Origin of the sequence: Flavobacterium sp. NPDC079362, assembly GCF_050267765.1 — a bacterium.
GTDB classification, from domain to species: domain Bacteria; phylum Bacteroidota; class Bacteroidia; order Flavobacteriales; family Flavobacteriaceae; genus Flavobacterium; species Flavobacterium azizsancarii.
Genome location: NZ_JBNNFM010000010.1, coordinates 15,038 through 40,261 on the forward strand (window position 1 = coordinate 15,038; position 25,224 = coordinate 40,261).

The 25,224-nt window shown below is 34.0% G+C and carries 23 protein-coding genes; 10 read left to right on the plus strand and 13 right to left on the minus strand.

The window, feature by feature from the left end:
* The first annotated feature begins 20 nt into the window (after window positions 1-20).
* A complete protein-coding gene (locus ACQKCJ_RS10840; protein WP_427402071.1) occupies window positions 21-188 on the plus strand; it encodes a Txe/YoeB family addiction module toxin in 168 nt (55 codons plus the stop codon).
* Between the two features lie 43 nt (window positions 189-231).
* Here ACQKCJ_RS10840 and ACQKCJ_RS10845 read toward each other — a convergent pair whose 3' ends face one another.
* The 4 genes from ACQKCJ_RS10845 to ACQKCJ_RS10860 form a co-directional block, all read right to left on the minus strand.
* Window positions 232-792, minus strand: a complete 561-nt coding sequence (locus tag ACQKCJ_RS10845) for an AraC family transcriptional regulator (protein ID WP_271335272.1) — start codon at window positions 790-792, stop codon at window positions 232-234.
* A 2-nt stretch (window positions 793-794) separates the two neighbouring features.
* Entirely contained in the window at window positions 795-1,325 is a 531-nt protein-coding gene (locus ACQKCJ_RS10850) for a DUF3347 domain-containing protein (RefSeq protein WP_271335271.1), read from the minus strand.
* A gap of 164 nt (window positions 1,326-1,489) precedes the next feature.
* Window positions 1,490-1,825: a hypothetical protein gene (locus ACQKCJ_RS10855; protein ID WP_271335270.1), complete on the minus strand. Its 336-nt coding sequence runs from the start codon at window positions 1,823-1,825 to the stop codon at window positions 1,490-1,492.
* A 123-nt stretch (window positions 1,826-1,948) separates the two neighbouring features.
* Window positions 1,949-2,782: an AraC family transcriptional regulator gene (locus tag ACQKCJ_RS10860; protein WP_271335269.1), complete on the minus strand. Its 834-nt coding sequence runs from the start codon at window positions 2,780-2,782 to the stop codon at window positions 1,949-1,951.
* Between the two features lie 102 nt (window positions 2,783-2,884).
* Here ACQKCJ_RS10860 and ACQKCJ_RS10865 point away from each other — a divergent pair, with 102 nt between their 5' ends.
* The 4 genes from ACQKCJ_RS10865 to ACQKCJ_RS10880 all read left to right on the plus strand — a co-directional run bounded on the left by ACQKCJ_RS10865 (window position 2,885) and on the right by ACQKCJ_RS10880 (window position 11,331).
* Window positions 2,885-4,051 carry an MFS transporter gene (locus ACQKCJ_RS10865; protein ID WP_271335268.1) on the plus strand — a complete coding sequence of 389 codons (1,167 nt, stop codon included), beginning with the start codon at window positions 2,885-2,887 and terminating at the stop codon, window positions 4,049-4,051.
* A 626-nt stretch (window positions 4,052-4,677) separates the two neighbouring features.
* Window positions 4,678-7,920: a SusC/RagA family TonB-linked outer membrane protein gene (locus ACQKCJ_RS10870; protein ID WP_427402014.1), complete on the plus strand. Its 3,243-nt coding sequence runs from the start codon at window positions 4,678-4,680 to the stop codon at window positions 7,918-7,920.
* A 17-nt stretch (window positions 7,921-7,937) separates the two neighbouring features.
* Complete coding sequence (locus tag ACQKCJ_RS10875; RefSeq protein ID WP_427402015.1) at window positions 7,938-9,740, plus strand: RagB/SusD family nutrient uptake outer membrane protein; 1,803 nt, start codon at window positions 7,938-7,940, stop codon at window positions 9,738-9,740.
* 28 nt (window positions 9,741-9,768) lie between these two features.
* Window positions 9,769-11,331 carry a DUF5123 domain-containing protein gene (locus ACQKCJ_RS10880; RefSeq protein ID WP_427402016.1) on the plus strand — a complete coding sequence of 521 codons (1,563 nt, stop codon included), beginning with the start codon at window positions 9,769-9,771 and terminating at the stop codon, window positions 11,329-11,331.
* A gap of 177 nt (window positions 11,332-11,508) precedes the next feature.
* On the opposite strand, the gene ACQKCJ_RS10885 is transcribed toward ACQKCJ_RS10880, so the two are convergent.
* The 8 genes from ACQKCJ_RS10885 to ACQKCJ_RS10920 all read right to left on the minus strand — a co-directional run bounded on the left by ACQKCJ_RS10885 (window position 11,509) and on the right by ACQKCJ_RS10920 (window position 17,233).
* Entirely contained in the window at window positions 11,509-12,081 is a 573-nt protein-coding gene (locus ACQKCJ_RS10885) for a pentapeptide repeat-containing protein (protein ID WP_271335264.1), read from the minus strand.
* A 41-nt stretch (window positions 12,082-12,122) separates the two neighbouring features.
* A complete protein-coding gene (locus tag ACQKCJ_RS10890) occupies window positions 12,123-12,323 on the minus strand; it encodes a hypothetical protein (RefSeq protein ID WP_271335263.1) in 201 nt (66 codons plus the stop codon).
* Window positions 12,324-12,393: 70 nt separating this feature from the next.
* Window positions 12,394-13,314 carry a helix-turn-helix domain-containing protein gene (locus ACQKCJ_RS10895; protein WP_427402017.1) on the minus strand — a complete coding sequence of 307 codons (921 nt, stop codon included), beginning with the start codon at window positions 13,312-13,314 and terminating at the stop codon, window positions 12,394-12,396.
* Between the two features lie 3 nt (window positions 13,315-13,317).
* Entirely contained in the window at window positions 13,318-13,881 is a 564-nt protein-coding gene (locus ACQKCJ_RS10900) for a DUF6642 family protein (RefSeq protein ID WP_271335261.1), read from the minus strand.
* Between the two features lie 226 nt (window positions 13,882-14,107).
* Complete coding sequence (locus tag ACQKCJ_RS10905) at window positions 14,108-14,491, minus strand: hypothetical protein (protein ID WP_427402018.1); 384 nt, start codon at window positions 14,489-14,491, stop codon at window positions 14,108-14,110.
* Window positions 14,492-14,740: 249 nt separating this feature from the next.
* Window positions 14,741-15,067: a DMT family transporter gene (locus tag ACQKCJ_RS10910; protein ID WP_271335259.1), complete on the minus strand. Its 327-nt coding sequence runs from the start codon at window positions 15,065-15,067 to the stop codon at window positions 14,741-14,743.
* A gap of 66 nt (window positions 15,068-15,133) precedes the next feature.
* The gene (locus ACQKCJ_RS10915; protein ID WP_427402019.1) at window positions 15,134-15,697 is read right to left on the minus strand and encodes a Crp/Fnr family transcriptional regulator; all 564 of its coding nucleotides are present in this window, start codon (window positions 15,695-15,697) and stop codon (window positions 15,134-15,136) included.
* A 51-nt stretch (window positions 15,698-15,748) separates the two neighbouring features.
* Window positions 15,749-17,233: a PLP-dependent aminotransferase family protein gene (locus ACQKCJ_RS10920; RefSeq protein WP_427402020.1), complete on the minus strand. Its 1,485-nt coding sequence runs from the start codon at window positions 17,231-17,233 to the stop codon at window positions 15,749-15,751.
* Between the two features lie 64 nt (window positions 17,234-17,297).
* Between ACQKCJ_RS10920 and ACQKCJ_RS10925 the strand changes: the two genes are divergently transcribed.
* The 5 genes from ACQKCJ_RS10925 to ACQKCJ_RS10945 all read left to right on the plus strand — a co-directional run bounded on the left by ACQKCJ_RS10925 (window position 17,298) and on the right by ACQKCJ_RS10945 (window position 23,578).
* On the plus strand, window positions 17,298-19,160 hold the full coding sequence (locus ACQKCJ_RS10925; RefSeq protein ID WP_271335256.1) for a TonB-dependent receptor plug domain-containing protein: 1,863 nt from the start codon (window positions 17,298-17,300) through the stop codon (window positions 19,158-19,160).
* A 180-nt stretch (window positions 19,161-19,340) separates the two neighbouring features.
* Window positions 19,341-20,189, plus strand: coding sequence for a helix-turn-helix domain-containing protein (locus ACQKCJ_RS10930; RefSeq protein WP_271335255.1), 849 nt, complete (start codon window positions 19,341-19,343; stop codon window positions 20,187-20,189).
* 79 nt (window positions 20,190-20,268) lie between these two features.
* On the plus strand, window positions 20,269-20,994 hold the full coding sequence (locus tag ACQKCJ_RS10935; protein ID WP_271335254.1) for a siderophore-interacting protein: 726 nt from the start codon (window positions 20,269-20,271) through the stop codon (window positions 20,992-20,994).
* Between the two features lie 348 nt (window positions 20,995-21,342).
* The gene (locus ACQKCJ_RS10940; RefSeq protein ID WP_271335253.1) at window positions 21,343-22,602 is read left to right on the plus strand and encodes a putative DNA modification/repair radical SAM protein; all 1,260 of its coding nucleotides are present in this window, start codon (window positions 21,343-21,345) and stop codon (window positions 22,600-22,602) included.
* Between the two features lie 199 nt (window positions 22,603-22,801).
* A complete protein-coding gene (locus tag ACQKCJ_RS10945; protein ID WP_271335252.1) occupies window positions 22,802-23,578 on the plus strand; it encodes a TIGR03915 family putative DNA repair protein in 777 nt (258 codons plus the stop codon).
* Window positions 23,579-23,619: 41 nt separating this feature from the next.
* Here the strand turns inward: ACQKCJ_RS10945 and ACQKCJ_RS10950 are convergent, their stop codons facing one another.
* On the minus strand, window positions 23,620-25,200 hold the full coding sequence (locus tag ACQKCJ_RS10950; RefSeq protein ID WP_271335251.1) for a Na+/H+ antiporter: 1,581 nt from the start codon (window positions 25,198-25,200) through the stop codon (window positions 23,620-23,622).
* Window positions 25,201-25,224: the final 24 nt, after the last annotated feature.

Consider the following 25,224-nt stretch of genomic DNA (forward strand, 5'->3'; position numbering starts at 1 on the left):
CAAAGATATTAGAAGAACTAATTGAAAATCCGTTTGAAGGAGTAGGAAAATCTGAGGCATTAAAACATGAACTTTCAGGATTATGGTCAAGGGAAATAAATAAAAAAGACAGACTTTTATATAGAGTTAAAGAAGAGCTGGTTACCGTTGTGGTGATTTCTGCGATGGGACATTATTCTGATAAATAGAAAACGTGCTAAATTTTAGCACGTTTTTTTTATGAAATCAGATTCATAAATTCTCAATCTGAATGCGTTTTTTATCTTTCGACTGTTTATAATGCGTAGGTGTAAAGCCCGTGATTTTCTTGAACTGATTGCTTAAATGCGCGACATTACTGTAGTTTAATAAATCGGCAATTTCGCTTAATGATAATTCATTGTAAAGTAATAACTCCTTTACCTTTTCTATTTTTTGACTGATAAAATATTTCTCGATAGTAGTATTTTCAATTTCAGAGAACAGATTACTTAGCGTGCTATAATCCTGGTTGAGGTTTTTGACTAAATAATCAGACAAATTAATTTTGAGTTCATTGTTCTTATGATGAACTAAATCGACAATAAGATTTTTTATTTTCTCTATAGTCTTACTTTTTTTATCATCAATAAAGTCAAAACCCAAATCTTGTAAGTTTTTAAGTAAAACTTCTTTTAAATTGTCCGGAATGTCATTTTGCAATTCTACTTCACCCAATTCAACAGAAACAGTCTGAAGCCCGAGTTTATCCAACTCAGACTTCACAACCATTTTACAGCGACCACACACCATGTTTTTGATGTAGATAGTCATATTTATTTAATAGTTTCTACCACATTTCCGCAAGTCAGCATTGAAGAACCGTAATACGGATTCTTAACTGCTTTTTCTTTGCTTAACCAATCTGCATCTGCCATTGGACAATATTGTTTGTAAACGGCAACATCAGATTTAGAAACTTTAATTAAATCGTATGTGTTTTTTGAAAGTGATTTAAAAGTCTCACGTTGTTTTTTAAGATCTGTTGTAGTTGAAATACTTTTTGCATCAGCTGTTAGTTTTTTTACCACTTTGATCCACGCGGTGTGTTCTGTAGTTTTTAGTTTATCCATTTTTATGGCAGTAATTGCAGCCAATAAATCTGTGGCTTTCGCTGAAGTTAGCTTAGCATCACTTTTAATTAAGGCATCTTTTACTGTAAAATAAGCATCATAAACAGATTGCAATTGACTTGAATCTGCAACTTCGATTGCAGTTGTTTCTGTTTTGATTGTATTTGCCTGAACGAAATTTGCAGTAAATAACAAGGCGATTGCTGCAGCTATAGTTGAAATTGATTTTTTCATTTTATGTGTTTTTGTAGAGAATATTTTTTTTCTCTAAGTTAAATAATTTTAATCTTTATAAAAAGTCATTCTCTGTAAAGTTACAGAGGGATACAAAGGACTGTTTTTTTTCTTGAACCTTGATGTCTTTTGGCAAAACGTAATTATGGCTGTCAGAAATAGAATTAATTTATTTTTGGCGGTAACCAGATAGAAGTAAACCCATCAGAAATACTGATGTTTTTATAATAGGGAGTTGTTTTCTCAAATGAGAAATTGAATAGATTATTATTGAACTCAAATTCATTTGCAGTTACCAGACTATAGAGTAGGCCGGAAGTTGTACAACCGGAATGATCACATTTTCTGTTGCAGCCATGTTGGTCTTTTTTAGAATTCTGATTTTTTTTGCAACAGTCTTTTTGACAAGAATCAGCAACATTCTTTTTTGAAGTAGTGTTCTTTTCATACGAAGTTTTTTCTTCTGCTTTTCCACATGCATAACCCGTATTTGACATCATAAAGAAGCCAAAAGTTATAAACAGAAATAATATGTGGAATTTTTTTGCCAATGAAAATGGTATTTAATAATACAAATTTAGATATTTTTTTTAACAGCCGCTATTTATTTAAGATTTCGAATGTTATGTTTTTTTAAAGTCCGTTGGTTTCATGTTTTTTCTCTTTTTAAAATAATTAGATAAGTGACTTTCGTCTGTAAAACCAAACTCGTATGCTATTTGTTTAATAGGCAATTGATTGTTGTGAATTCGTTTTTCGATTAAGGTAGTTCTTAGATTGTGAATATAATCGCGGTAATTAATTGTAAAGGTTCTTTTAAAATAAGCACTAAAATACGTTTCGGCAATATTAAAATGATTCGCAATAACTTTTATCTGAACTAATTTTGGCTGATAAATATTCTGATGAATGTATGAAGTGATTTGTTCGTTATCGATAGAATTTCCTTTTACGACAAGATTCATACCGCGCATAGTTTCCTTGATTAATCCAAAAATCGAAAGAATTTGATAAAATACAATAGGCGAGGTCGAAACATCGGTTTTGCAGTTATAGGCAGCAATATTTTCGATTGTGTTTTTTAATATTGTTTTGCAGGGATCGTCTAATTTTAGAACCGTTTCTTTTAGTGTTTTGTCCCTCATGAAACTTTCCGGAGTATGAATTAAAAATTCATCGCAGGTAAGGTTTTGCTTTGAGTTAAAATAATTGTCAGTAAACTTAATATAGAAAAATCGGGTTGATTTTTTTATGTCAAAATAGTGTTCGTCTTCTGGCGAAATCACAAACAGATCACCCGATTTATAAGGTAGCAAGTTGTTGTTCAGGTGATGGACTCCACTTCCTTTTTTTATATAAATAATTTCATAATAAGTGTGCGTGTGTGGTGGAAGGTGAAATTTTTCATCTTCAAATTCATCAATAACCAGGGTTTTGAATTGATTTAATTTTGGCATAACCTAAATTTACAAGTTTATATCACAAATGTACAATTTATTTTAAGCAGAACGGTCTTAAATTTGCACCATAGAAAATCTATTCCTTTCTTATAAAAACAAATGAAAAAAAGTCTTATTGCACTCTCATTAGGAGGTTTAACAATCGGTATTACCGAGTTTGTTATGATGGGTTTGTTGCCGGATATAGCCTCAGATATGAATGTTTCGATTCCCGTTGCAGGATATTTAATTTCTGCTTATGCCATTGGAGTTGTTATTGGAGCTCCTTTATTAGTAATCTTAGGGAGAAATCTTGCTCCAAAAAAAATGCTTCTGATATTAGCTTTGATGTTAACTGTTTTTAATGCGCTTTCGATTATTGCACCTACCTATAATTTTTTATTCGCGTCCAGATTTCTTTCCGGTTTACCACACGGAGCCTTTTTTGGCGTTGGTGCTGTAGTTGCCAGCCGTTTGGCTGATAAAGGCAAAGAAGCGCAGGCAATTGCAATCATGTTTTCAGGTTTAACACTGGCTAATTTAATAGGTGTACCTATTGGTACTTATATAGGACACAATTTTATATGGCGTTATACCTTTATATTAATTGCTGTTGTAGGTTTGCTAACCTTTTTGTTTATCTCTTTATGGATGCCAAATCTGGAGAAAGATCAAAATGTAAATATGAAAACGCAGTTACTGTTTTTTAAGAAAACAGAAGCCTGGTTAATCATCGGGATTACCGCTATAGGATTTGGTGGGTTGTTTGCCTGGATTAGTTATATCGCACCTTTATTGATAAATGTGTCTAAATTTTCTGCCGAGGATGTTTCGTATATTTTGATTCTAGCCGGTTTGGGAATGGTAGTAGGAAACTTTTTAGGCGGTAAACTAGCCGATAAATATTCGCCTGCACCAACAGTATTAGCTTTATTATTTGTAATGTCAATTGATTTGATTTTGGTTTATCTGTTCTCTTCAAATCAATATATATCGTTATTCCTTACTTTTTTAACCGGAGCGATTTCTTTCTCAGTTATTGCACCTATTCAAATGTTAATGATTAAAACTGCTAAAGATGCAGAAATGATTGCTTCGGCAGCATTGCAGGGAAGCTTCAATATTGGTAATGCTTTGGGAGCTTTTCTGGGAGGATTACCTTTGGCAGCGGGATATAGTTACGCGTCCCCAAATCTTATTGGCGTTGCAATGGCTGTCCTTGGTATGATTATTACGTTTGTTTTAATGCAAAAACATAAAAGTAATCTGCAGCTTCAGCGTGCTTAACATGTAGATTCTTCTTTAAAATAACAGAAGCCCTTAAACAAAATTGTTTGGGGGCTTTTTTGTGTTATGTTCCTAATTCTTTTTTAGGTTAAAGTTTTAATCGTAGGAATAGTACTGGTTTTTTGAAATGTATTAGTTCTATGATCTTTCATATTGTTTTAAATCTTCATCACTTTAGTAAAAATTTTTTAAATTTTTATCTTTTTTAAATGTTAAAACAACACTTAATAATATTGCAAATACTTTTAGTGTAATCGATTGTTTTAATTCGAAAATCGCAACAAATTTCGAAATATTAAAAATATATTTAATATTTATTTGCAACTTAAATTACATATGTCATATAAAAAAGTGCTTTTATTTTTGATATTTTATTTATTTTAGGAAATTTTTATGAGTTTTAATTTTTTGTATCAAAAAAATATTTATGTTTGTGTAATCGATTACAACTTTTTTATTGAATGAAATATTTGGCTTTACAGATATTCTAAAAAAAGCAAATTCCCACAGTATAACTGAAGAAATGAAACTTTAACAGTAAAATAAAAGTTGAAAGAGCATACTTAGAATGACCACAAAAAACCACTTAAAAACAAAAAACTAATTAATAACTTAAACAATTAACCATGAATTTTAAAGATTTATTTAACAAAGGAGCAAATTGTTGCTTTGCAGTTGTTTTCTTATTTTGTTTACTGACGAGCCATCAAATGAATGCGCAGACAGTAACACTTGAAGGAACCGTTAAAGATGCTGCAGGACTCACTTTACCGGGTGTTAATATATTAGAAAAAGGAACTAAAAATGGAACTTCTACAGATTTTGACGGGCATTATAAAATAAAGCTTACCAGTTCAAAAGCTGTATTAACCTATTCTTTTATAGGTTTTAAAACCAAAGAAGTGGCCGTTGACGGAAAAACTAAAGTTGATGTTGTTTTATCTGAAGATTCAAATGCTCTAAATGAAGTTGTCGTTGTTGGATACGGAACTGTGAAAAAAAGCGATTTAACAGGTGCTGTCTCTACTATTTCAGGTAACGATTTGAAAAAAGTACCGGTGGCAAATGTTGCTGAAGCCTTAACAGGTCGTATTGCAGGTGTACAGGTAACCTCATCAGAGGGTTCTCCCGATGCTGATATAAAAATTAGAGTTCGTGGAGGTGGTTCTCTTACTCAGGATGCTTCGCCTTTGATTATTGTGGACGGATTTCCTATAAATAATATGAATGATATTTCGTCATCTGATATTGACTCTATGACGGTTTTGAAAGATGCTGCTTCAACTGCAATATACGGATCACGTGGTGCAAATGGGGTAATTATCATTACAACTAAAAGCGGGAAAGATGGTAAAATGGCAGTAAGTCTGAACATGTTTTATGGTATGAAAAAGATGGCCAATGAAATTGATGTTTTATCGCCGGAAGATTATACTAAATGGCAATACGAGTATGCGCTGCTTTCGCAATCAGGGACAAAAGTAGCTTCTGATCCAACTTCATATACCAAGTATTTTGGAAATTGGCAAGATCACGATATGTACAAAGGTTTAAAAGGAGATGATTGGCAAAAACAAATTTTTGGACGTACTGGAGAGGTGCAAAGTCGTGATTTAGGAATCAGAGGAGGAACTGATAAACTTAATTATAATTTTAATTATGCTCATTACGATGAAAAGGCGATTATGATAGGTTCTAATTATAAACGTAACAACCTTTCCCTGGCTTTAAAAAGTAAAATAACAGATAAGATTGATGTCGCTTTTACGGTGCGCTATTCAGATACTGAAATTGATGGTGGTGGTGTAAATGAGCAAAACGAAAAATCTTCATCAGATTCACGTATGCGTACTATTGTTGGTTATGCGCCACTTCCGGTACCAGGTTTAACTTCAGATGATACATCCGGAGACGGTTCAGATGTATTGATAAATCCTTTAACATCTGTTGCAGACAATGATCGTCAACAGTTTCGTAAGAACTATAATATGTTAGGTAGTTTTGGATGGGAGCTTGCAGAAAATTTAAAATTGAAAGTAGATTTAGGTCTGGATAATTTTAACAATCTGGATTATCGTTTTTACGGATTAACTACTTATTATATTGCTAACGCTCCTGTAGGACCATTGCAAAATATGCCTGCGATGATTATGAGCGATACTAAAGACAGACGTTTTAGAAATGCAAATACATTGAATTATGATTTCAAAAAAATAATGGGTGGAAATCATCATTTGAGTGCTCTTTTAGGACAGGAAAGTATTGAATATACTTCTAATACTGTAACGAATACGATTCATGGATACCCTGTATTTTTTGATTTTGATCAGGCAAAAAAATTAACAACACAAGGAACACCACAATCAATAGATAATTATTACAGCCCTGATGATAAATTATTGTCATTTTTTGGACGTGCCAATTACGACTACAAAAACCGTTACTTATTAACAGCTACATTTCGTGCAGATGGGTCAAGTAAATTTTTAAAAGAGAATCGTTGGGGATATTTCCCGGCTTTTGCAGCGGGATGGAAAATTTCTGAAGAGAATTTTCTAAAAGATAAAACCTGGATGAATCTTTTAAAAGTAAGAGCCAGTTATGGTGAAGCAGGAAATAATAACATACCAGTTGGACAACAAGTTCAAATTTTTCAATCAACACCAACAACATGGATCAATGGCGTTACCAGTATTTGGGCACCTTCTAAAACAATGCCTAATCCTGAATTGAAATGGGAAACAACAGTTACCCAAAATGTTGGTTTGGATTTTGGATTTTTCAAAAATCGCTTAAGCGGTACTTTTGATATCTATAAAAATATTACAAGTGATTTATTAATTAACTTTTTAGTTCCTGGATCCGGATACGATTATCAATATCGTAACATGGGTGAAACACAAAATACAGGTTTTGAGGCTACTATAAATATTGTTGCAATTGATAAAGCCAAATACGGATTGAATTTTTCATTCAATATGGGAATAAACAAGAATAAAATTAACTCATTAGGTGTTATGGATAATTTTGGACAGGCTACAGGATGGGCTTCTTCACAAATTGGAGATGATTATCAGGTAGCGGTTAATTCTTCTCTAGGGTCTATGTATGGTTATAAAAATGATGGAAGATACGAAGTGTCGGACTTTGATTTTGTGGGAGGAAAATATATTTTGAAAAGTGGCGTAATGAGTACTGCTACCACTCTAGTAGGAGACGGAAGTGGTCTTAAACCCGGAGATATGAAATTGAAAGATGTTAATGGAGATGGTAAAGTAGATATAAATGATAAAACAGTTATTGGTAATGTTAATCCTAAAAGTTATGGTGGTTTTATTATCAACGGAAATGCTTATGGTTTTGATTTAATGGCAGCTTTTAACTGGAGTATTGGAAATGACATCTACAATGCTGATAAAATCGAGTTTTCGACAGCCACTGCTTCAGGAAAGTACAAAAATTTAAATTCTACTATGGCTGATGGACAGAGATGGACAAATTTAGATCCTGTTTCTGGCCAGTTAGTAACAGATCCTGCTGCATTAACAGCTCTTAATGCTAATACCACGATGTGGTCGCCATATATGAGAAGTGCTATTCTTACTGATTGGGCTGTTGAGGACGCGTCGTTTTTAAGATTGAATACTTTAACATTAGGGTATACAGCCCCTCAGATGTTTACATCTAAACTTGGAGTTTCTAAATTAAGATTTTATCTGACAGCAACTAATGTTTTTGTCTGGACAAACTACTCAGGTTCTGATCCGGAAGTGTCAACGAAAAGAAAAAATCCATTGACACCTGGGGTTGATTCAAGTCCTTATCCAAGAAGCAGACAAATGGTTTTTGGGATGAATCTTAATTTCTAATTTTAAATTATCACAAAATGAAACATAAAATAATAATAGCAGGATTGATTATTTCTGGTTTATTCAGTTCTTGCCAACAATTTGAAGACGACTATTTAGAAGCACCTGCACAATCAACATTAGACGCGTCTGTAATTTTCTCTACAGCCGGACTTGCAAAAGGAGCTATTGATGGAATAAAAGTACCATTTGCCGAGACTAACTCTTACAGAGGACGTTTTTTACCTTATTACGGATTAAACACAGATGTAGAATGGTATGCTACTTCGCAAACAGCAGGGGATAAGGCAGATTTGTGTGTTTACGATACAAAGCCAAGCAATACAGAGATGAATACTACCAATAATGCTTATTCAATGATGTTCTCAGGTATTGAGCGTGCTAATATTTGTATTAAAGGTTTACGTCAGTACGGAAATCCTTTGCCGGGAACAGAAATGGGGCAATTATTAGGAGAAGCTTTAACGCTTAGAGCTATTTACTATGCTGATTTAATTAAAGCATGGGGAGATGTTCCGGCTCGTTTTGAACCTATTACTTCTGCAACTTTATATTTGCCTAAATCAAGTAGAGACATTCTTTACAAACAATTAATTACAGATCTAGGAGAAGCATCAACATTAGTGGCATGGCCTAACGAAACTGCATATACAAGTACAGTAGAGCATATAAATAAAGCTTTTGTAAAAGCATTTAGAGCACGTTTGGCTTTGGTTTCAAGTGGTTTTCAGCAATATCCTGACGGAGTAAGAAGAAGTACAGATCCGGAACTTTCAGTGGGTAATATGTATGGATTGGCATTAAGAGAATCTCGTGAAGTGATTCAAAGTGGTGCAGCTCGTTTAGAATCTACTTTTGAGGGATTGTGGAGAAAATACAATGAAGAAAATACTACTGCCGGAGGAGAATCTCTTTGGGAGCTTCCTTTTGCTGACGGACGTGGTAGAATGCTGTTTACTTTCGCTGTAAAACACACAGCAGCCAGTGATCAATTTCAAGCTAATGGAGCCAATCGCGGTGGTGTAGCAGGTCCATTACCATTTGTTTTTTATGACTATGACCAGGCTGATGCCCGTAGAGATGTTACTTGTGTGCCTTATAAATATGGTGCAGCGGTTAATAATATTGCTAAACAAGAGTTAAACACGCTAGATACGTGGTATTTTGGTAAATACCGTTACGAATGGATGAAACGTTATGTGACTTCTACCAATGATGATGGTGTAAATAAAATGTACATGCGTTATGCAGAAGTACTTTTAATTGCTGCTGAAACAGCTAACGAATTAGAAGGTCCGGGTGCAGCTGCACCTTATCTGAAAGAAATTCGCAGAAGAGCATTCCCTGCAGCAACACAAGCTGTTAAAGTAGATCAATATGTAAATAATATTACTAGTAAAGAGGCAATGCTGAATGCAATCGTTGAAGAAAATAAATTTGAGTTTACCGGAGAAATGGAGCGTAAGCAAGCACTTATTCGTTGGAATTTGCTGAAAGTAAAATTGGATCTGGCAAAACAAAAAATGACAAATCTGTCAGCTCGAACAGGTGAATATGCTGATATACCGACAACCTTGTACTATAAATATAAAGCTGATAATGTTTCTCTTGATATCTACGGATTAAACAGAGGAGAAACAACAAATCCGGGAGCACTATATTCATCTGCTACCTGGACATGGACAGGAACAGCAGCAGATGCTAAGATAAATTCATTGTACAAACCAGGCGTGAATCCTGATAACAGACAATTCTGGCCAATATGGCAAGTGTTTATTGATGGAAGCAACAATCAATTAAAAAATGATTACGGTTATTAAGATCTTAGAAAAAATTAATAAAGTTATTATGATGAAAACAAAACATATGCTTAAAGGATTAATAGCCACATTAGTACTTGCATTTGCAGTCTCAGGCTGCGAAAGTTATAATGAGGGATTGTTAGACGGTATAGGCAATACAAGAGAATTTTCTCCAATCGCTCTAACAGCAAAAGTAAAAAATCAGACATTTGTCGAACTTAACTGGACAGTGAATCCGGCAGCGGATCATTATACAGTAGAATTTAGTGCAGATGATATAGATTTTAAAGTGATTTATAAAACGGTACAAGTTACGGGGGCTCAATTGCCATTAACAGTTCAGCTGGAAGGCGAAACAACTTATTCAATACGAGTAAAAGCAATTACAACCGGATTAGCAGATTCTAAGTGGACAGTTGCAACTGCAACTACACTTTCTGAGCAAATTTTATTTCCTGTTGCTGATGCTGATATTGAGGCAAAGCAAGTTACACTAAGATGGACTCCAAATAGTGCTGTAACACAAATTACTTCTAATCCCGGAAATCTTATTCATACGATAACTCCAGCGGAAAAAATAGCGGGAGTTGCTATAGTATCAGGTCTAACAAGTGAAACTGCTTATACCGCAACTTTGATAAACGGAACTAAGACAAGAGGTGTTAGAACTTTTACTACCGGAATCGATATAGGAACAGGTATTTTGGTTAAACCAGAAGACGACTTAAATGCTAAAATAGCAGATGCACCTGCTGGTTCTGTTTTGGTATTAATGCCAGGAGATTATACCATTTTTAAAGGGGAAATCGTGTTGAGTAAACCTATAACAATTAGAGGGTTAAGGGTTTCTGATAAACCGAAATTATATGTAAGATTTACATTCAATCCAGGTGTTACCGATGTAAGTTTAATCGATTTAAATTTTAATGGTGAAAAAACTCAAACAGATTTTGTAAGATACAATCAAAGTGGTACATATGGTAAACTATTAGTTAGCGGATGTAAAATTTATGATTATCTTGGTTCGTTTGCTATTGCAGGAAGTGCAATTGGAGCTAAGATTGAATCAATTACTGTAGACAATTCAGAACTTACAAATATCGATACTGCAGCAACAGGAGAGTTTATTGATTTTAGAGTTGGTTATGTGGCTAATATTACTCTGACAAAAAGTACATTTAACAATTGTGCCTCAACAAGAGCTTTTATTAGAGAAGATGCTACAACTTCATTTGGGACTGGACTTACAACAAATACCTTAATTGATAGTTGTACTTTCTATGGCGTTACTAATACAATTGCAGCTAGTGGATATCAAATTCTATATATTCGTTTTGCCAGTAATGCTACAATTGTCCGTAACTCATTATTTGCAGAAACAATTGCAAGATATATCAATCAAGCGACAACAAATGCACCAACATTTTCTAATAATAATTATTTCAATGCAGCTACCCTTAATCAGGCTAGTCCTGTGTCACCTCTTAAATCGGATACTGCCGGAACGGCATTAAATCCTCAATTTGCTAGTGCTGCTACCGGAGATTTTACTCTAGGTAATCAAACATTAAAAGATAATAAAGTAGGAGATCCACGTTGGATTAAATAAGAAATTTTTATAGAGTTAGTTAAAAAGGGATGCAGTTTTTTTGAACTGCATCCCTTTTTTTATACAACTAAATGCTGTTATAAAGTATCAATAATATTTACTACTTCTATAAAGGTTTCAGTAAAAATAAAATCTGTTTGAATCTATAAAAATCCGTGTGTCTTCTTAGCGGAATTCTTACTCAATATCCAGATCAAATTTTTCTAATAAACCGGCAAGTGCCGTTTGAGAAACTCTGGTTCTTTTTATTTTATTTTCAGAGGGATCAAAGGCATAATTTCTGGAAGAGCGAAAGTCTGTTTTCTCTAATACACAATCCTGAAAAGTAGCGTTCGCCAAATCGCAGTTTTTAAAAATGGCCAAAGACAAATCAGTGTTCGAGAAATCGACATCTTTAAGAGAGCAATCAATGAAGTTTGTTTTCTTCAGTTTTTTGTAAATAAAAGTGGAATAATCCAGAAGACAATCCTGAAAATTCATCGAAAATAAAAAGCTGTTACTGGCACTAAAGTCAAGCCCCATTAATTTGCAGCCAATAAATTTAATGTTTTTTAATCCTGTACCTTTTAAGGTAGAAAGCGAAAGATTACAGTTCTTGAAAGTACAGTCCAAAAAATCGATATAACTGAAATCACTTTTCGAGAAATTACAATTGATAAATTCACAATTTACAAATTCGTTATCTGATAGTTTCTGATCGGAGTAATCAATAGTGTCAAATGTTTTGTTCTGATGCAATGCCGTTTCCATATTAATAAGCTAAGGTTTAAAAGAAGTGTTTGTAAAGCAATTTATTCTAGTTCGATACAATCAAAAATGTCATTTTTCAATGCCATTTCATTTATATCAGCGTCGCTGTCAATTCTTAAAATATTATCGCAATCCTCAAGATCAAAATTCCATAAAGCATCTGGAAGCAATTGTTCGAGTAACACGTTTGCGAATTCTAATTTCGATTTTGTGTCAACGGAAGTTTTAAAAACATAAATCATAACTTGCTTTTTTTTACTTGGCAAATTTCAATAAATGCTTCTCAATTTGATAGGATTCTCTAATCAATAATTAGGACTTATCAATCAATTTTCGATATTGAACAGGGGTAATGCCCTCGCGTTTTTTAAAAAATCTGCTAAAGTAAGAATGATCCTCATGACCCACCTGCATGGCAATTTGGCTGACAGAAAGAGAGGTTTGAAAAAGTAAATATTTGGCTTCTAATAAAATGGTTTCATCAATCCATGAAGCCGCTGTTTTGTTCGTGACAGCTTTAACAGATTTGTTAAGATGATTGGGTGTCACATTCAGTAGAGAGGCATAATAACTAACCTGATGATAATTTTTGACATTTTGATGAATTAATTCTCTGAATTTAGTAGTAAGAATTTCTGCTGCCGACACATTTTTAGAAGCTTTTACCGTGTTTCTATTCATCTCATAAAACAGGGCAATTAAATAAGCTTGTACAATATCCAAATTAGCTGTTTCAGTTTCAGTATATTCAGTTTGCAGTCTATTTAAGATCGCAATAATTGATGCCGTGTCATTGGCTGATAAACTCACTTTTGGGTTTCCTGATATTTTCAGAAAATCAAAATCATTCAATATTTCACGATTGGCATATTTTCCAATTAAAATATCAGGATGAAATTGACATACATAACCGGTATGTGAATTATTAATGTTTTTTATCGAAAAAACCTGACCTGCCGGTACCACAATAATTTCATTAGGAACAGTTTGATATTCCTGGTATCCCACTTTCATTGTTTGACTGCCAGATGCAATAAAAAGTAATGTATGGCAACTGTGTTTAGATGGAGGAACAGGATATTGCAGGCCCACTATTTCATTCATTTGTAAACAAAAAAAGTGATCAGAATTTGATTTAAAAAGTAAATGTGCAGGATTATCTTCGCCTAAGAACTTCTCCCTGAATCCTTTTGCTTCGTAGGTTTTTACTTTTTCGATTGTTTTGCTTTTCATCGTTTAATAGTACAATCTAAAATCGAGCAATTTGCACAAAGCATAATGTTTTTGGTACAATTCCTCTACCACTTCTGTAATGTCGTCATTGTCCTGATAGAGACTAAAAAAGGCTTTGTCAATAGTGCTGCAACTGGCAATTTTATTATAAGTAGATCCGTAACCCGAAATGGCTCGCGCGCCGGTTATATCCAGGAAATATTGTGCTTCTTCGTTGTTGAGGTCCAAAACCTTTAGATTCGCAAAATGAATAATTTTCCCCTTCATTTTCCCTTCAAAAAGTTCCGCTATTTCTTCTAAACTATAGTAATAATCATGAAGGCATATCGTATTGGCTTCACCCGGCATTACCAAATAAATGATTTCATAATCCTTAAAATTATGATCTTCATAAAGCAATACATTCAAGCTTTCTTCTAATCCTTCGATAGTATCGCAGGTTTTATAAATACTAGCAATACCCTGATCAATTGCAATTTCTTCTAAGTTTTGTACCACTAAAGTTGCTCTGTCGTCGTCTACGTCTGGAACACCTTCGAGGCAGAAGATGAATTTTTCGTAATCCATATCATTATGTTTTCCGGTTGCTGATAAGTCTTTGTTTTTCCTTTCTCACAAAAGTATTTTTTATTGTCGAAAAACTGCTATCCGAAAAGTTTTTTAACGCATTTTTGACATTGAAGAAATAAATAGCAATTCACCGCTGCTATAAATACAATCTTTTCAACTTCAACAAAAGAGGTATCTGTAAAAATAAATCTGCAAAAAAGATTATTAATTTTTTTTATCAGTTTTAACCAGCCTTATTCAAAACCAATAATTTTTGCCACCATTTTGGTTTTTCTTTGTGTAAAGATTCAGTACAGTTATTAGCTTTTTTTTTGTTTCCGCATGCAGCACAAAAAGAAGCTTTGGGAGTTCTGTAGGGTTTAGAACAATTTTCGCAAGCCGCACCATACAAGTCAATTCTATGATGCATTATAGCATTAGGATTAGTTTCTTCAAATCCTGTTAAGTCTTTATAATAATCAAGTAAGTCTTTAAAACGTGTCTTTCTTGTCATATTGCACTTTCCAGTTTCAAAACCATTGCGATACAGTTTAGATGCAACTTTATATTCCTCTTGATCAAGCATAGGAACTTCTATTTTACAACGCCAACACCAAAGATTTTTCATGATTATCTTTTTAGGTTATAATGTGTAATGAATTTTTTTGACATTTTTTGACTTAAATGTCTTGCTAATCTATAATCGTTTATTGAGAATAACTTACGGATTGTCACATTTTGTAGACAAAAATCGTTTTTTTTATAATTAGGGAATCAAGTATAAATACCTGATTTTCAAAAAAGGTTTTAAATAAAGGCATAAAAACAGCGGATTAGTGTTTACTAACCCGCTTGTTCTATATCCTTTTTCTTTAAATTAGTGAGATACCGCTTTTAAGCCTACAATAGAACCAATAAGAGTTGCAATAAAAAAGAGGCGCCAGAAATTTGTTGGATCTTTAAAAATTAAAATTCCAATTATTACAGTTCCAACCGCGCCAATACCTGTCCAGACAGCATAAGCAGTTCCCAGAGGCAAAGTTTGCGTCGCTTTCATTAAAAGTCCCATACTAACAACTAAAGAAATAAGAAAACCCGTGTACCACATATACATTTCGTTTCCCGTTGTTTCTTTTGCTTTTCCTAAACACAAAGTAAAGCCAACTTCAAATAAGCCGGCAATAATCAAAATAATCCAGTTCATATCTTTTTTTTGCAAAGGTTAGAAAAGAGATTCGGAGAGCATTTTACATTTGTTAAAAAATAAAAGTTATTTAATGTCGGCGCGAATTCTGCTCAGGCTTACTTGGGAAATGCCCAGATACGAAGCAATATGGCCTAATTGTACACGCTGAATTAAATGTGGATAATCAATAAGAAGTTCTTTATAGCGTTCTGTAGCAGTTCTAAATTGACGAGAAATAAGGCGTTCTTCGGTTTTTACCAATTCCTTTTCTGCAAACTTTCGTCCCCAATTGGCAATATGAATATCTTCCTGAAAAAGCTTTTGCAGCTTTTCAGATTTCAATTCATACAATTCACAATCTTCCAAAAGTTCGATATCCTCATATCCTTTTTGGTTGGCAACATAACTCTTCATCGATAAAACAGTATCGCCTTCTTTGCCAAACCAGAAAGTAACTTCATTATCATCCCGATTAGAATAAGCCCTTGCAATCCCTTTTCGGATAAAATAAATATTCGTTTCAATTTTGTCAGCCCTCAATAAAATATGTCCTTTAGGATAAGTTATTTCAGTCACACAGTTTTGAAGTTTCAATTTTGAAGTTTCAGGTAATGCGTATATTTGATCAAGAATTTGTTCTATTTCCATATCATTTTTTTATTTTAATGCGACATTATTAGAAAGCATTAATTGTATTGTTTAAAGAATCGCTTCGAGAGATTGGCGCAAAATTGCTACAGCATTCTCCATTTCTGTTTCATCTAAATGTCCAAAACCTAAACGTGTTGCTGTTAGATTCTTGGTTTGATATAAAACCGTCTTTGGCAAGAATAAACCATTTGCAGCACATTGCTTTTGTAATTTTATCAAATTAAAATTATCCAGCCATTCTACCCAAATCGCCAAACCCCGAACTGGAATCTGAAATTTGATTCTCCCTTCTAACTTTTCTTTTAATAATAAAACAAAATAATCCCTGCGCTCCTTATATACCTTTTTATTTTTCTTAGAAAGGCGATGCACTTCACCTTCCCTGATCCATTCCGTTAAAACCTGTTCTTTGATGACATCTATTCCCGGTTCGAGAATATTTTGATGTTTTTCGAGTTCTTTTATAAATGCCGATGGCGCGGCAATAAAACCATAACCAAAACCTGCCGGTAATGATCTGCCAAATGATCCGATATAAACAACTCTTTCGTTTGAATCTAAAGCGGCAAGAGGTAATACCGGATTATTGTCGTAATGAAAATCAAAGTCATAATCATCTTCGATAATCACAAAACCATAACGATTGGCCAATTCTAATACCTCCATTCTTCTTTTGGCGCTAAGAGAAGTTGTTGTTGGATAATGGTAATTTGAGGTAAGATATAAAATCCTGATTTGGTGTTCCTCGCAAATTTGTTTCAGTTGTTCCGTATTGATTCCCTCCTTGTCAACAGGTATTGTCATAATTTGAGCTCCGCTATCAGACAATGTCATATTTGATATGTAGTAACCCGGAGAAGCCACAACTACCTTATCGCCAGGTGAAATAAGTAATTTGGTAACCAGATACAAACTAATTTCATGACTGCTTGTAGTGAGCAAATTTGATGTCGAAATCCGAATACCTCTCGTTAGATTTAAAAAATTAGAAAACTGGGTTTTAAAATTCAAATGAGATTGTGTCTGAAATTGTTCGCCAGTTTTGGTACTTTTTTGTCTCTTTAGTTTAGAAACGTACAATCTTGCCAGAACATCTGTTTGAACAAGTCGCAGATCAGGTAAACCATCGTTGAATTGATAAGGCAAAGTACTTACTTCTTTAGGGTTTTCGAGAATAGTAGAATGCTTGAAAGTAAAACCTGTAGATGCTTTTGCAACATTTTTGTTTTCTTCAGAAGTAAATTCCGCCTTGTTTTTTTGTTGTTTTTCAGATAAGATAAAAGTTCCTTTATTGGGTAAAATTTCAATCCATCCTTGTAATTCTAAATCCTGAAAAGCTTTGATCAATGTGTTTCTGTTAACGCATAAAAGTTTGCATAATATGCGGGTTCCCGGAAGTTTTGTGCCCTCAGGAAGTAAACCAATTTGTATCGCTTTTATAAATTCAAAAACGATCTGCAGATATAAAGCAGTCGCTTCTTCAGGCTTAAGCTGAATGAAACTTTTGAAAGGAATTTGAACCGGACTATCCATTTTTATAAAACTGGTATACATTAGTAGTACGGCAAGATACTACTTTTGCAAAAAATTAAAACAAATGACAAAACTTTATTTTGCTGCACTGACTCTGATATGTGTTAGTTTACAAGCTCAGGTGCAAAAAGATACCATTAATATTGATGAAGTAATTATTCATGAAAATAGGTTTAGTACGCCAATATCTAAGAAAAACAGAAACGTATATGTAATTGATAAAGCAACAATTGCAAAACTGCCGGGACGATCTGTTCAGGAAATTCTGCAATATGCCAATGGCGTCGATTTAAGACAAAGAGGACCGTTTGGAAGTCAGGCTGACGTCAGTGTTGATGGCGGAAGCTTTGAACAAACCGTTGTTCTTCTGAACGGAACTAAAATAATAGATTCCCAAACGGCACACAATATGCTAAACCTGCCTATTCCGGTTGAGGTTATCGAGAGAATCGAAATCATTCGTGGTCCGGCAGCGCTTACTTACGGGATTAATAGTCTGACCGGAGCGATTAATATTATTACCAAAAAGCCAACAAAATCAGGATTTATGGTAAATTCTTATGCAGGATCGAATTTCGAAAAAGACACCCAGGATACCGGAGATACATTTTACGGTACCGGAATTCAGGTGGGCGGTGTTTTGAGCAAAGAGAAACAGCAACATTCACTTTTTGCTTCTCACGATAAAAGCAACGGATATAGATACAATACGGCTTTCGAAAACAATAAAATATTCTATCAGGGTAATTACCAACTCAACGATAAAAATGAAATTTTAAGTTCGTTTGGTTACATCAATAACGGTTTTGGTGCCAACGGATTTTATGCAGCACCAGGCGATAAGAATTCAAGTGAAGTCGTGCAAACTACATTTGCATCTGTACAATCTAAACATCAGTTGTCTGAAAAATGGACATTGATGCCAAGATTGAGTTACCGATACAATTATGACGACTACCGCTATTACGGAATTGCAAACTTAAATGCCGGAAGAAGCCAGCATTATACCAATTCATTTGCTGCAGAAGTTAACACATCGTACAAGATGGAAAATGGTGAACTAGGATTTGGTGCAGAAGCAAGAAGTGAGGACATAAGTTCGTCTAATATTGGAGAACATAATCGTGAAAATTACGGACTTTATCTACAATACAGAACCACTTTTATAGAAAAACTGGATGTAAATTTAGGAGCTTATCTTAATTATAATTCAGATTACAAATGGCAGGTCTATCCTGGGCTTGATGCCAGTTACGCCATAACAGATGCTTTTAAGATCATAGGGAACATCGGGACAAGTCAGCGTATTCCTTCGTTTACGGATTTATACCTCAACCAGCGTCCGGGAAACATAGGAAATCCTAATCTTGAAACCGAAAATGCTTTTCAGAGCGAAGTAGGATTCAAATACATCAAACGCGATTTTACTTTTAATGCCAATTATTTCTATAGAAAAATCAACAATTTTATCGACTGGACCAGAAATGTTACCACAGAACCTTACCAGAGTAATAACTATGGCAATCTGAATACAAACGGTTTTAACCTGCGTACCAATTATAGTACACACTTTTCTGCGAATTCGAGATTAAATATCAATCTGGCGTATTCGTATTTAGATTTCAAATTTCAGGATGTTATTCCGGTAGTTTATTCTAAATATCTGGTTTCATCATTAGAACATCAAATAACCAATACAATAGATTTTCAGCATAAAAATTTTACTGCTTTATTTGCGACTCGTTTCAGTCAGAGAGTAACCGGACCATCTTATTGGGTAAATGATTTTAGAGTAAGTCAGGCGATCAAAAAAGTAACAGTTTATGTCGATGCACAAAACATCTTCAATACCACATATTATGAAGTAGGAGCAGTTCCTCTTCCTTCGAGATGGTTTAGTTTAGGAGTGAAATTTGTGACTTTCTAAGCTTCACTAATATTTTAGATAAAGAAATAAAAGCCTTTAATCCGTTTGTGGTTAAAGGCTTTTTGTATTTCCAGGCCTATTAAAGAATATTGAAAATCATTTTAGAATTAATTTTCTAAGTTTGTATAACATCATCCGTCATAAAGTTTACGTACTTATAATTTTAAAAAAGATTCAAACTTGAAAATTCCTATTTACAACCAGAGATCAGAAGCAGTAGGAGGGATCTATATTGGTGAGTTATCTGTATTAGTAAAAGATTCTGATGTTATAAAAAAATTAGGAGCACATCGGGATGATTTTTATATTTTTTTTGTGCTCACAAAAGGAAAAGTCATCATGAAATGTGATATGGTAGATGTAAAGATAAATGCTCAAAGTGTTGTCGTTATTAAGCCATTTCAAATTCATTCGCCACAATTTATTTCGCCTGATGCTGCCGGATATTACATAGGTGTGGCACCATTTTTAATTCCGAATAATTGTGCTACCGTTTTTCAGAACTTGAAAATTGCGAATCAGGTCAGTAAAATTGATAAATTTCAGAAGAAAGATGTTTTAGAAACGGTGTCGTTGCTACACCGTTCTTTTGAAAATAGTACTTCGAATAAAACACCTATTGTCAATGGTCTTTTTAGTGCTTTGGTCTATCGTTTTGTAAATATATATTCAGAATCAAATAAGTTAACAACGGAAATTAAAAATCAAGCGGTACAGATTTATTCTAATTTTAAAAAATTACTATCTGATTTTACTTTTTTAGAAAGTCCCTCTTTCTTTGCTGAAAAATTAAATGTCACCACTTCGCATTTAAATTATTGTGTGAATGTTGCGACGGGAAAATCGGTAACGTATTGGCTTCAGAACGCCATGATTTTAGAAGCGCAACGATTATTGTACTACACAGATAATGATGTAAAGGAAATCGCTTTTATGTTAGGATTTGAGGATCATACTTATTTCTCCAGATTGTTTAAAAAAATAAACGGTGAAACACCTTTAGCCTTCCGGTTAAAATTCCGCGAATAGTCCAATCATCCCTATTTCTTCTTCAATTAATTCTTTTTGTTTTAGTTTCAATTTTGTATCGAAATTAAAACATACCATTATGAATTCGATGCCCAAGATTATTGGAGATTTTATGGAACTGGCGTTTACTAGCAAGATTTGCAAAGTAAGCGTTGCAGCGACTAAAATGCTCAGCGAAAATGTAAAAATGATCCAGTTCAGAGGTCATTTTCCCCACATTAATTTTAAAATAGGACAAGCCATAGTCATTAGAATAGATGATACAAATTATCGCAATTACACGCCCAGTAAATGGAATAGTGCACAAGGATGGTTTGAAGTTATTTTTCATATTCATAAAAACGGTCCCGGAAGTTATTTTGTAGAAAACTTAAAACCCAATGATCAGGTAACAGTGGGATTACCGCGAGGTTTTGAGTTTTTTAAAAAGGAAGAAAAGTATCATTTCTTTTATGGAGATGAAACTTGTATCAGCGTTTTTAAAAGTATCAAAGACGAAATTAATGCCGGCGAAAATAATTATTTAGGCATTTTAGAATTAGATGCAAGTACCGCTGAAATCCCAAAGATGTTGGGACTTGAAGTGGATATCGTGCAAAAAACAAACATAAAAGCCGAATTTGCAATCGAAATGCTGAATAAATTAGATCCTAAAATTTGGGATTTATGGCAGCATGGACAATTTTATTTAATGGGAAATGCGAAGTCAATTCAGGCCTTTAGAAAAGTCTTAAAAGAAAAAGGTGTTCTAAATAAAAAAATCTATACGCAGCCGTATTGGGCAGAAGGAAAAATTGGACTTTGATTTATTATTAACTGGTTTGGATGATTCTTCGTTTGGGCCTTGAAAAAATAAATACATAGAAACATAGATTTTATGTGTCGCAGAGACAAAAAGAAATATATTTCTTCTCGATATATAGTTATGTGTGTTTTAAATAAATGAAACGCCTTTTTTAAGCAAGTAAAGCTATTTTTCTACGTATTAAAGTTTTTATAATCAGTGGGTTATTATTGTAGTTGAAAGTGAGTTGAGATTGTCTTATTGAAATTTGGTACAATTTAGAACAACGGATTTCAGGATTTTTGTATCGCAAAATAGTAGTTTTGAGGTCAAACAAATTTAATTCCTTAACCACTAAAAAGGTTCAAAATGGTACATGAAAGAGTGATGGAGAAGTTGGGCATATTGGCCGATGCTGCAAAATATGACGTATCATGTTCATCAGCTTTAAGCAATAGAAAGAATAAAGACAAAGGATTGGGAGATTCTAAAGGATATGGCATTTGTCATTCGTTTACCGAAGACGGACGTTGCGTCTCTTTACTGAAAATCCTGCTGACCAATCATTGTATTTTTGACTGTGCATATTGTGTAAGCCGAAAAAGCAACGATATAAAACGTGCTGCTTTTACAGTAGATGAGGTGGTTGATCTTACTATCGGTTTTTACAGAAGAAATTATATAGAAGGACTTTTTTTGAGTTCCGGCATCTTTGACAATGCCGATTATACAATGGAACGCTTGGTTCGAATAGCGAAGAAATTACGATTAGAGCACAATTTTAATGGTTATATTCACCTTAAAGCGATTCCCGGAGCTAGTGACCAATTGTTGAAAGAAGCCGGAATGTATGCCGACCGTCTGAGTGTAAATGTCGAAATGCCAACAGAACAAAGCCTTAAATTACTGGCGCCGGATAAAAATCATATCGACGTGATCAAACCCATGGAATACCTCAAGAATGAAATTGTTGGTTATCGGGAAGAAAAAAAACTCAATTACAAAGCGCCGCTTTTTGCTCCTGCAGGTCAAAGTACCCAAATGGTTATTGGTGCAACAAAAGAGAGTGATCTTGAAATATTGGGCATGGCAGATTATTTCTATCAGCAAATGAATATGAAACGTGTGTATTATTCCGGATATGTGCCAATAAGTAATGACAATCGTCTTCCTGCAATTGGAACACCGGTTCCTATTATACGCGAAAACCGTTTGTATCAGGCCGATTGGCTAATACGATATTATGGATTTAATGTAAATGAGATTGTTGGGTTCAATCAACCAAATCTCGATCTGGATATTGATCCTAAACTAGGATGGGCTTTGCGAAATCTGAATCAATTTCCTGTAGATATAAACACCGCAGATTTAGAACTTATAAAACGCATTCCCGGTATTGGTTTTTTAAGTGCCACTAAAATAGTCGCTGCAAGACAATTTAAAAAACTGATGCCACAGGATTTGCAAAAGTTAGGAATTGCTTATACCCGTGCCAAATATTTTCTGGCATTTGCAACACCGTTTCAAATGCAGAAAGATTTAACTTCTATACAAATCAAAAGTCAGATTTTAAATTCTCAAAAGAGTAAGTATAAAAATGATTTCTCAAATCAACTTGCTTTATTTTAGTTGATTAAATGTCATGCTGTAATTTTTAAAACATAGAAACGTAGCCTTTTTTTATTAAATAAATCGTTGCACTTGATTAAAATGCACATAGCTACGCGAAAGAAATGTATTTCTTTTTTAGATATAAATCTATGTTTCTATGTGTTTAATTTCGTGCAAGCGAACATACGAAGTAATTGTAATAACTGAATTAAATTAAATGACACAAGTAATTTATGACGCAACTTATGAAGGATGGCTCACAGCTGTATTTGAAATTTACGAATATAAGCTTGGCGATATTGTTTTTGTAAAAAACGAAGTTTCTAATTCTTTGCTTTTTTCAACCACTCATTTTGTAACAACAGATCCTGACAAAGCAAAGCGCGTTTTAAGTGGTTTACAAAAACGCCTGTCGGCAGAAGGAATTTCGAATATTTACAAAGCTTTTTTATCAGAAGTAAATCAGATAGAGGAAACAATGTTTCAGTTTGTAAAATATGTACTCGCCAGTTCAATAAATATAGAAAGAGATTTAAGCAACAGTACAGTTTTAGATATAAAAAAGGCGGCTCGATTAACGGGCAAAGAAAGTCACCGAATGGAAGCATTTGTGCGGTTCAAATTAACCAAAGATCAATTGTATTATGCCATTGTTGAGCCCGATTGTGATGTGTTACCACTTATAGAAAGCCATTTTAAAAACCGTTACGCAGATCAGCGTTGGTTAATATATGATGCAAAGCGCAAATATGGAATTTATTATGACCTCGAAAATGTTGCAACCGTACAATTGCAATTCAATCCGGAAGCTGCTTCTTCGAAATTCTTAACTGAAATCTGTGACGAAAAGGAAGAATTTTTTCAAAATCTTTGGAAACGTTATTTCAGCAGTGTCAATATTGAATCGAGAAAGAACATGCGACTTCATCTTCAGCATATGCCAAAACGATATTGGAAGAATTTGACCGAGAAAATTCCTGATTTCAAAAAATAAATAATGACCAATTTCGAGGTGAAATAGCAGTAAAATTAATGCTAAATATACCTTAGTTTCTCTTCTTCGATATCTAAATAATGCATTTGTCGTCTTATAATGGTTTCATCAAGAGTTTGATCTTCTTTGTTTTTATTAATCAGCCATTGCCTTTGCTTGTCTAATAAGTCGAGATAGATTACTTTAAGTTCTTTTCCTATTTGTTCGTCATCAATGCCATTGCTGTATTGTTCCCATTTCTGGATAAGATGCTGTAGCGAAGAATTGCTTTCGATCTGATCGCTGTAATTACTCTTTAGATAATCTAAAGCAAATTCGGCTAATTCGTGGCGCAGGTTATTATGAGCTTCTTCTTTTGGCAGAGGATCATACATATCAGTAAGATTGATTTTTTTAATAAAATAAGGCAATGTGAGTCCCTGAATTACCAGAGTTAAAAGAATAACGATAAACGTGATAAACAAGATGAGGTTCCGTTGCGGAAAACCGTTGCCATTATTAAGATAAACAGGTATAGATAAGGCAGCAGCCAATGATACAACACCTCTCATTCCCGTCCAGCCCAGTATAAACGGAGTTTTATAACCGGGATTTCTGCTGTCAGCAACCGTGATAAAATTTCGTGCAACAAGCGTCACCAAAACGGCTCCGTAAGAAGATATCATTCTACTGATTATTAAGACAAATGTTATCAGAACGCCATAACCAATTGCGGACGAAATGCTAACATCTTCGACTTTAAGACCGTTTGTAATTTGTGGCAGATCTAAGCCAATCAGCATAAACACAAAACCATTCAGAATAAAAGTAAGGCTTTGCCAAACATTGATGCCCTGCAAACGAGATTTACTGCTCAAAAATCGGTGTCGGTTATTAGACAAAAGCAATCCGCCACATACTACGGCCAATACACCGGAACTATGAACTTCTTCGGCAGCCAGATAAATAATATAGGGTGTAAGCAAAGACAAAACAATATCGACATTTGCATCTGTAGGCAAATATTTGTGCGCTTTCATAAAAAGCCAGCCAATTAATAACCCAATTCCAACTCCGCCAAAAATCATCCAGCTAAAACTAACGGCGGCTTTATAAAATATAAATTGCTCTGTTGCAACGGCAATCATTGCAAATCTGAAAATAATTAAAGAAGAGGCGTCATTCAGCAAACTTTCGCCTTCTAAAATTGATGAAATAGTTTTGGGTACTTTTACAAATTTCAAAATAGCACCGGCACTTACTGCATCCGGAGGAGATACAATTCCGCCCAAAACAAAACCAAGCGCCAATGAAAATCCGGGAATAATATAATTAGCAACTAAGGCAACAGATAATGCCGAAACAAAAACAACTACAAAGGCAAAACTGGTAATAATGCGTCGCCAGCGCCACATTTCTTTCCATGAAACCGTCCATGCCGCTTCGTACAGTAAAGGAGGCAGAAATATAAAGAATATTAAATCAGGTTCGATTTGTATTAAAGGCACCTTTGGGATAAAGCTGATTGCCAATCCGGCCAATACCAACAATATCGGATAAGCTACTTTTATTTTATTGGCCAACATAATCAGTAATAAAATAACAATTAACAAACCTAAATAAAAAGGGAAATTCTCTAGCATTCTTGTGGTTTATGAAATTTGGTT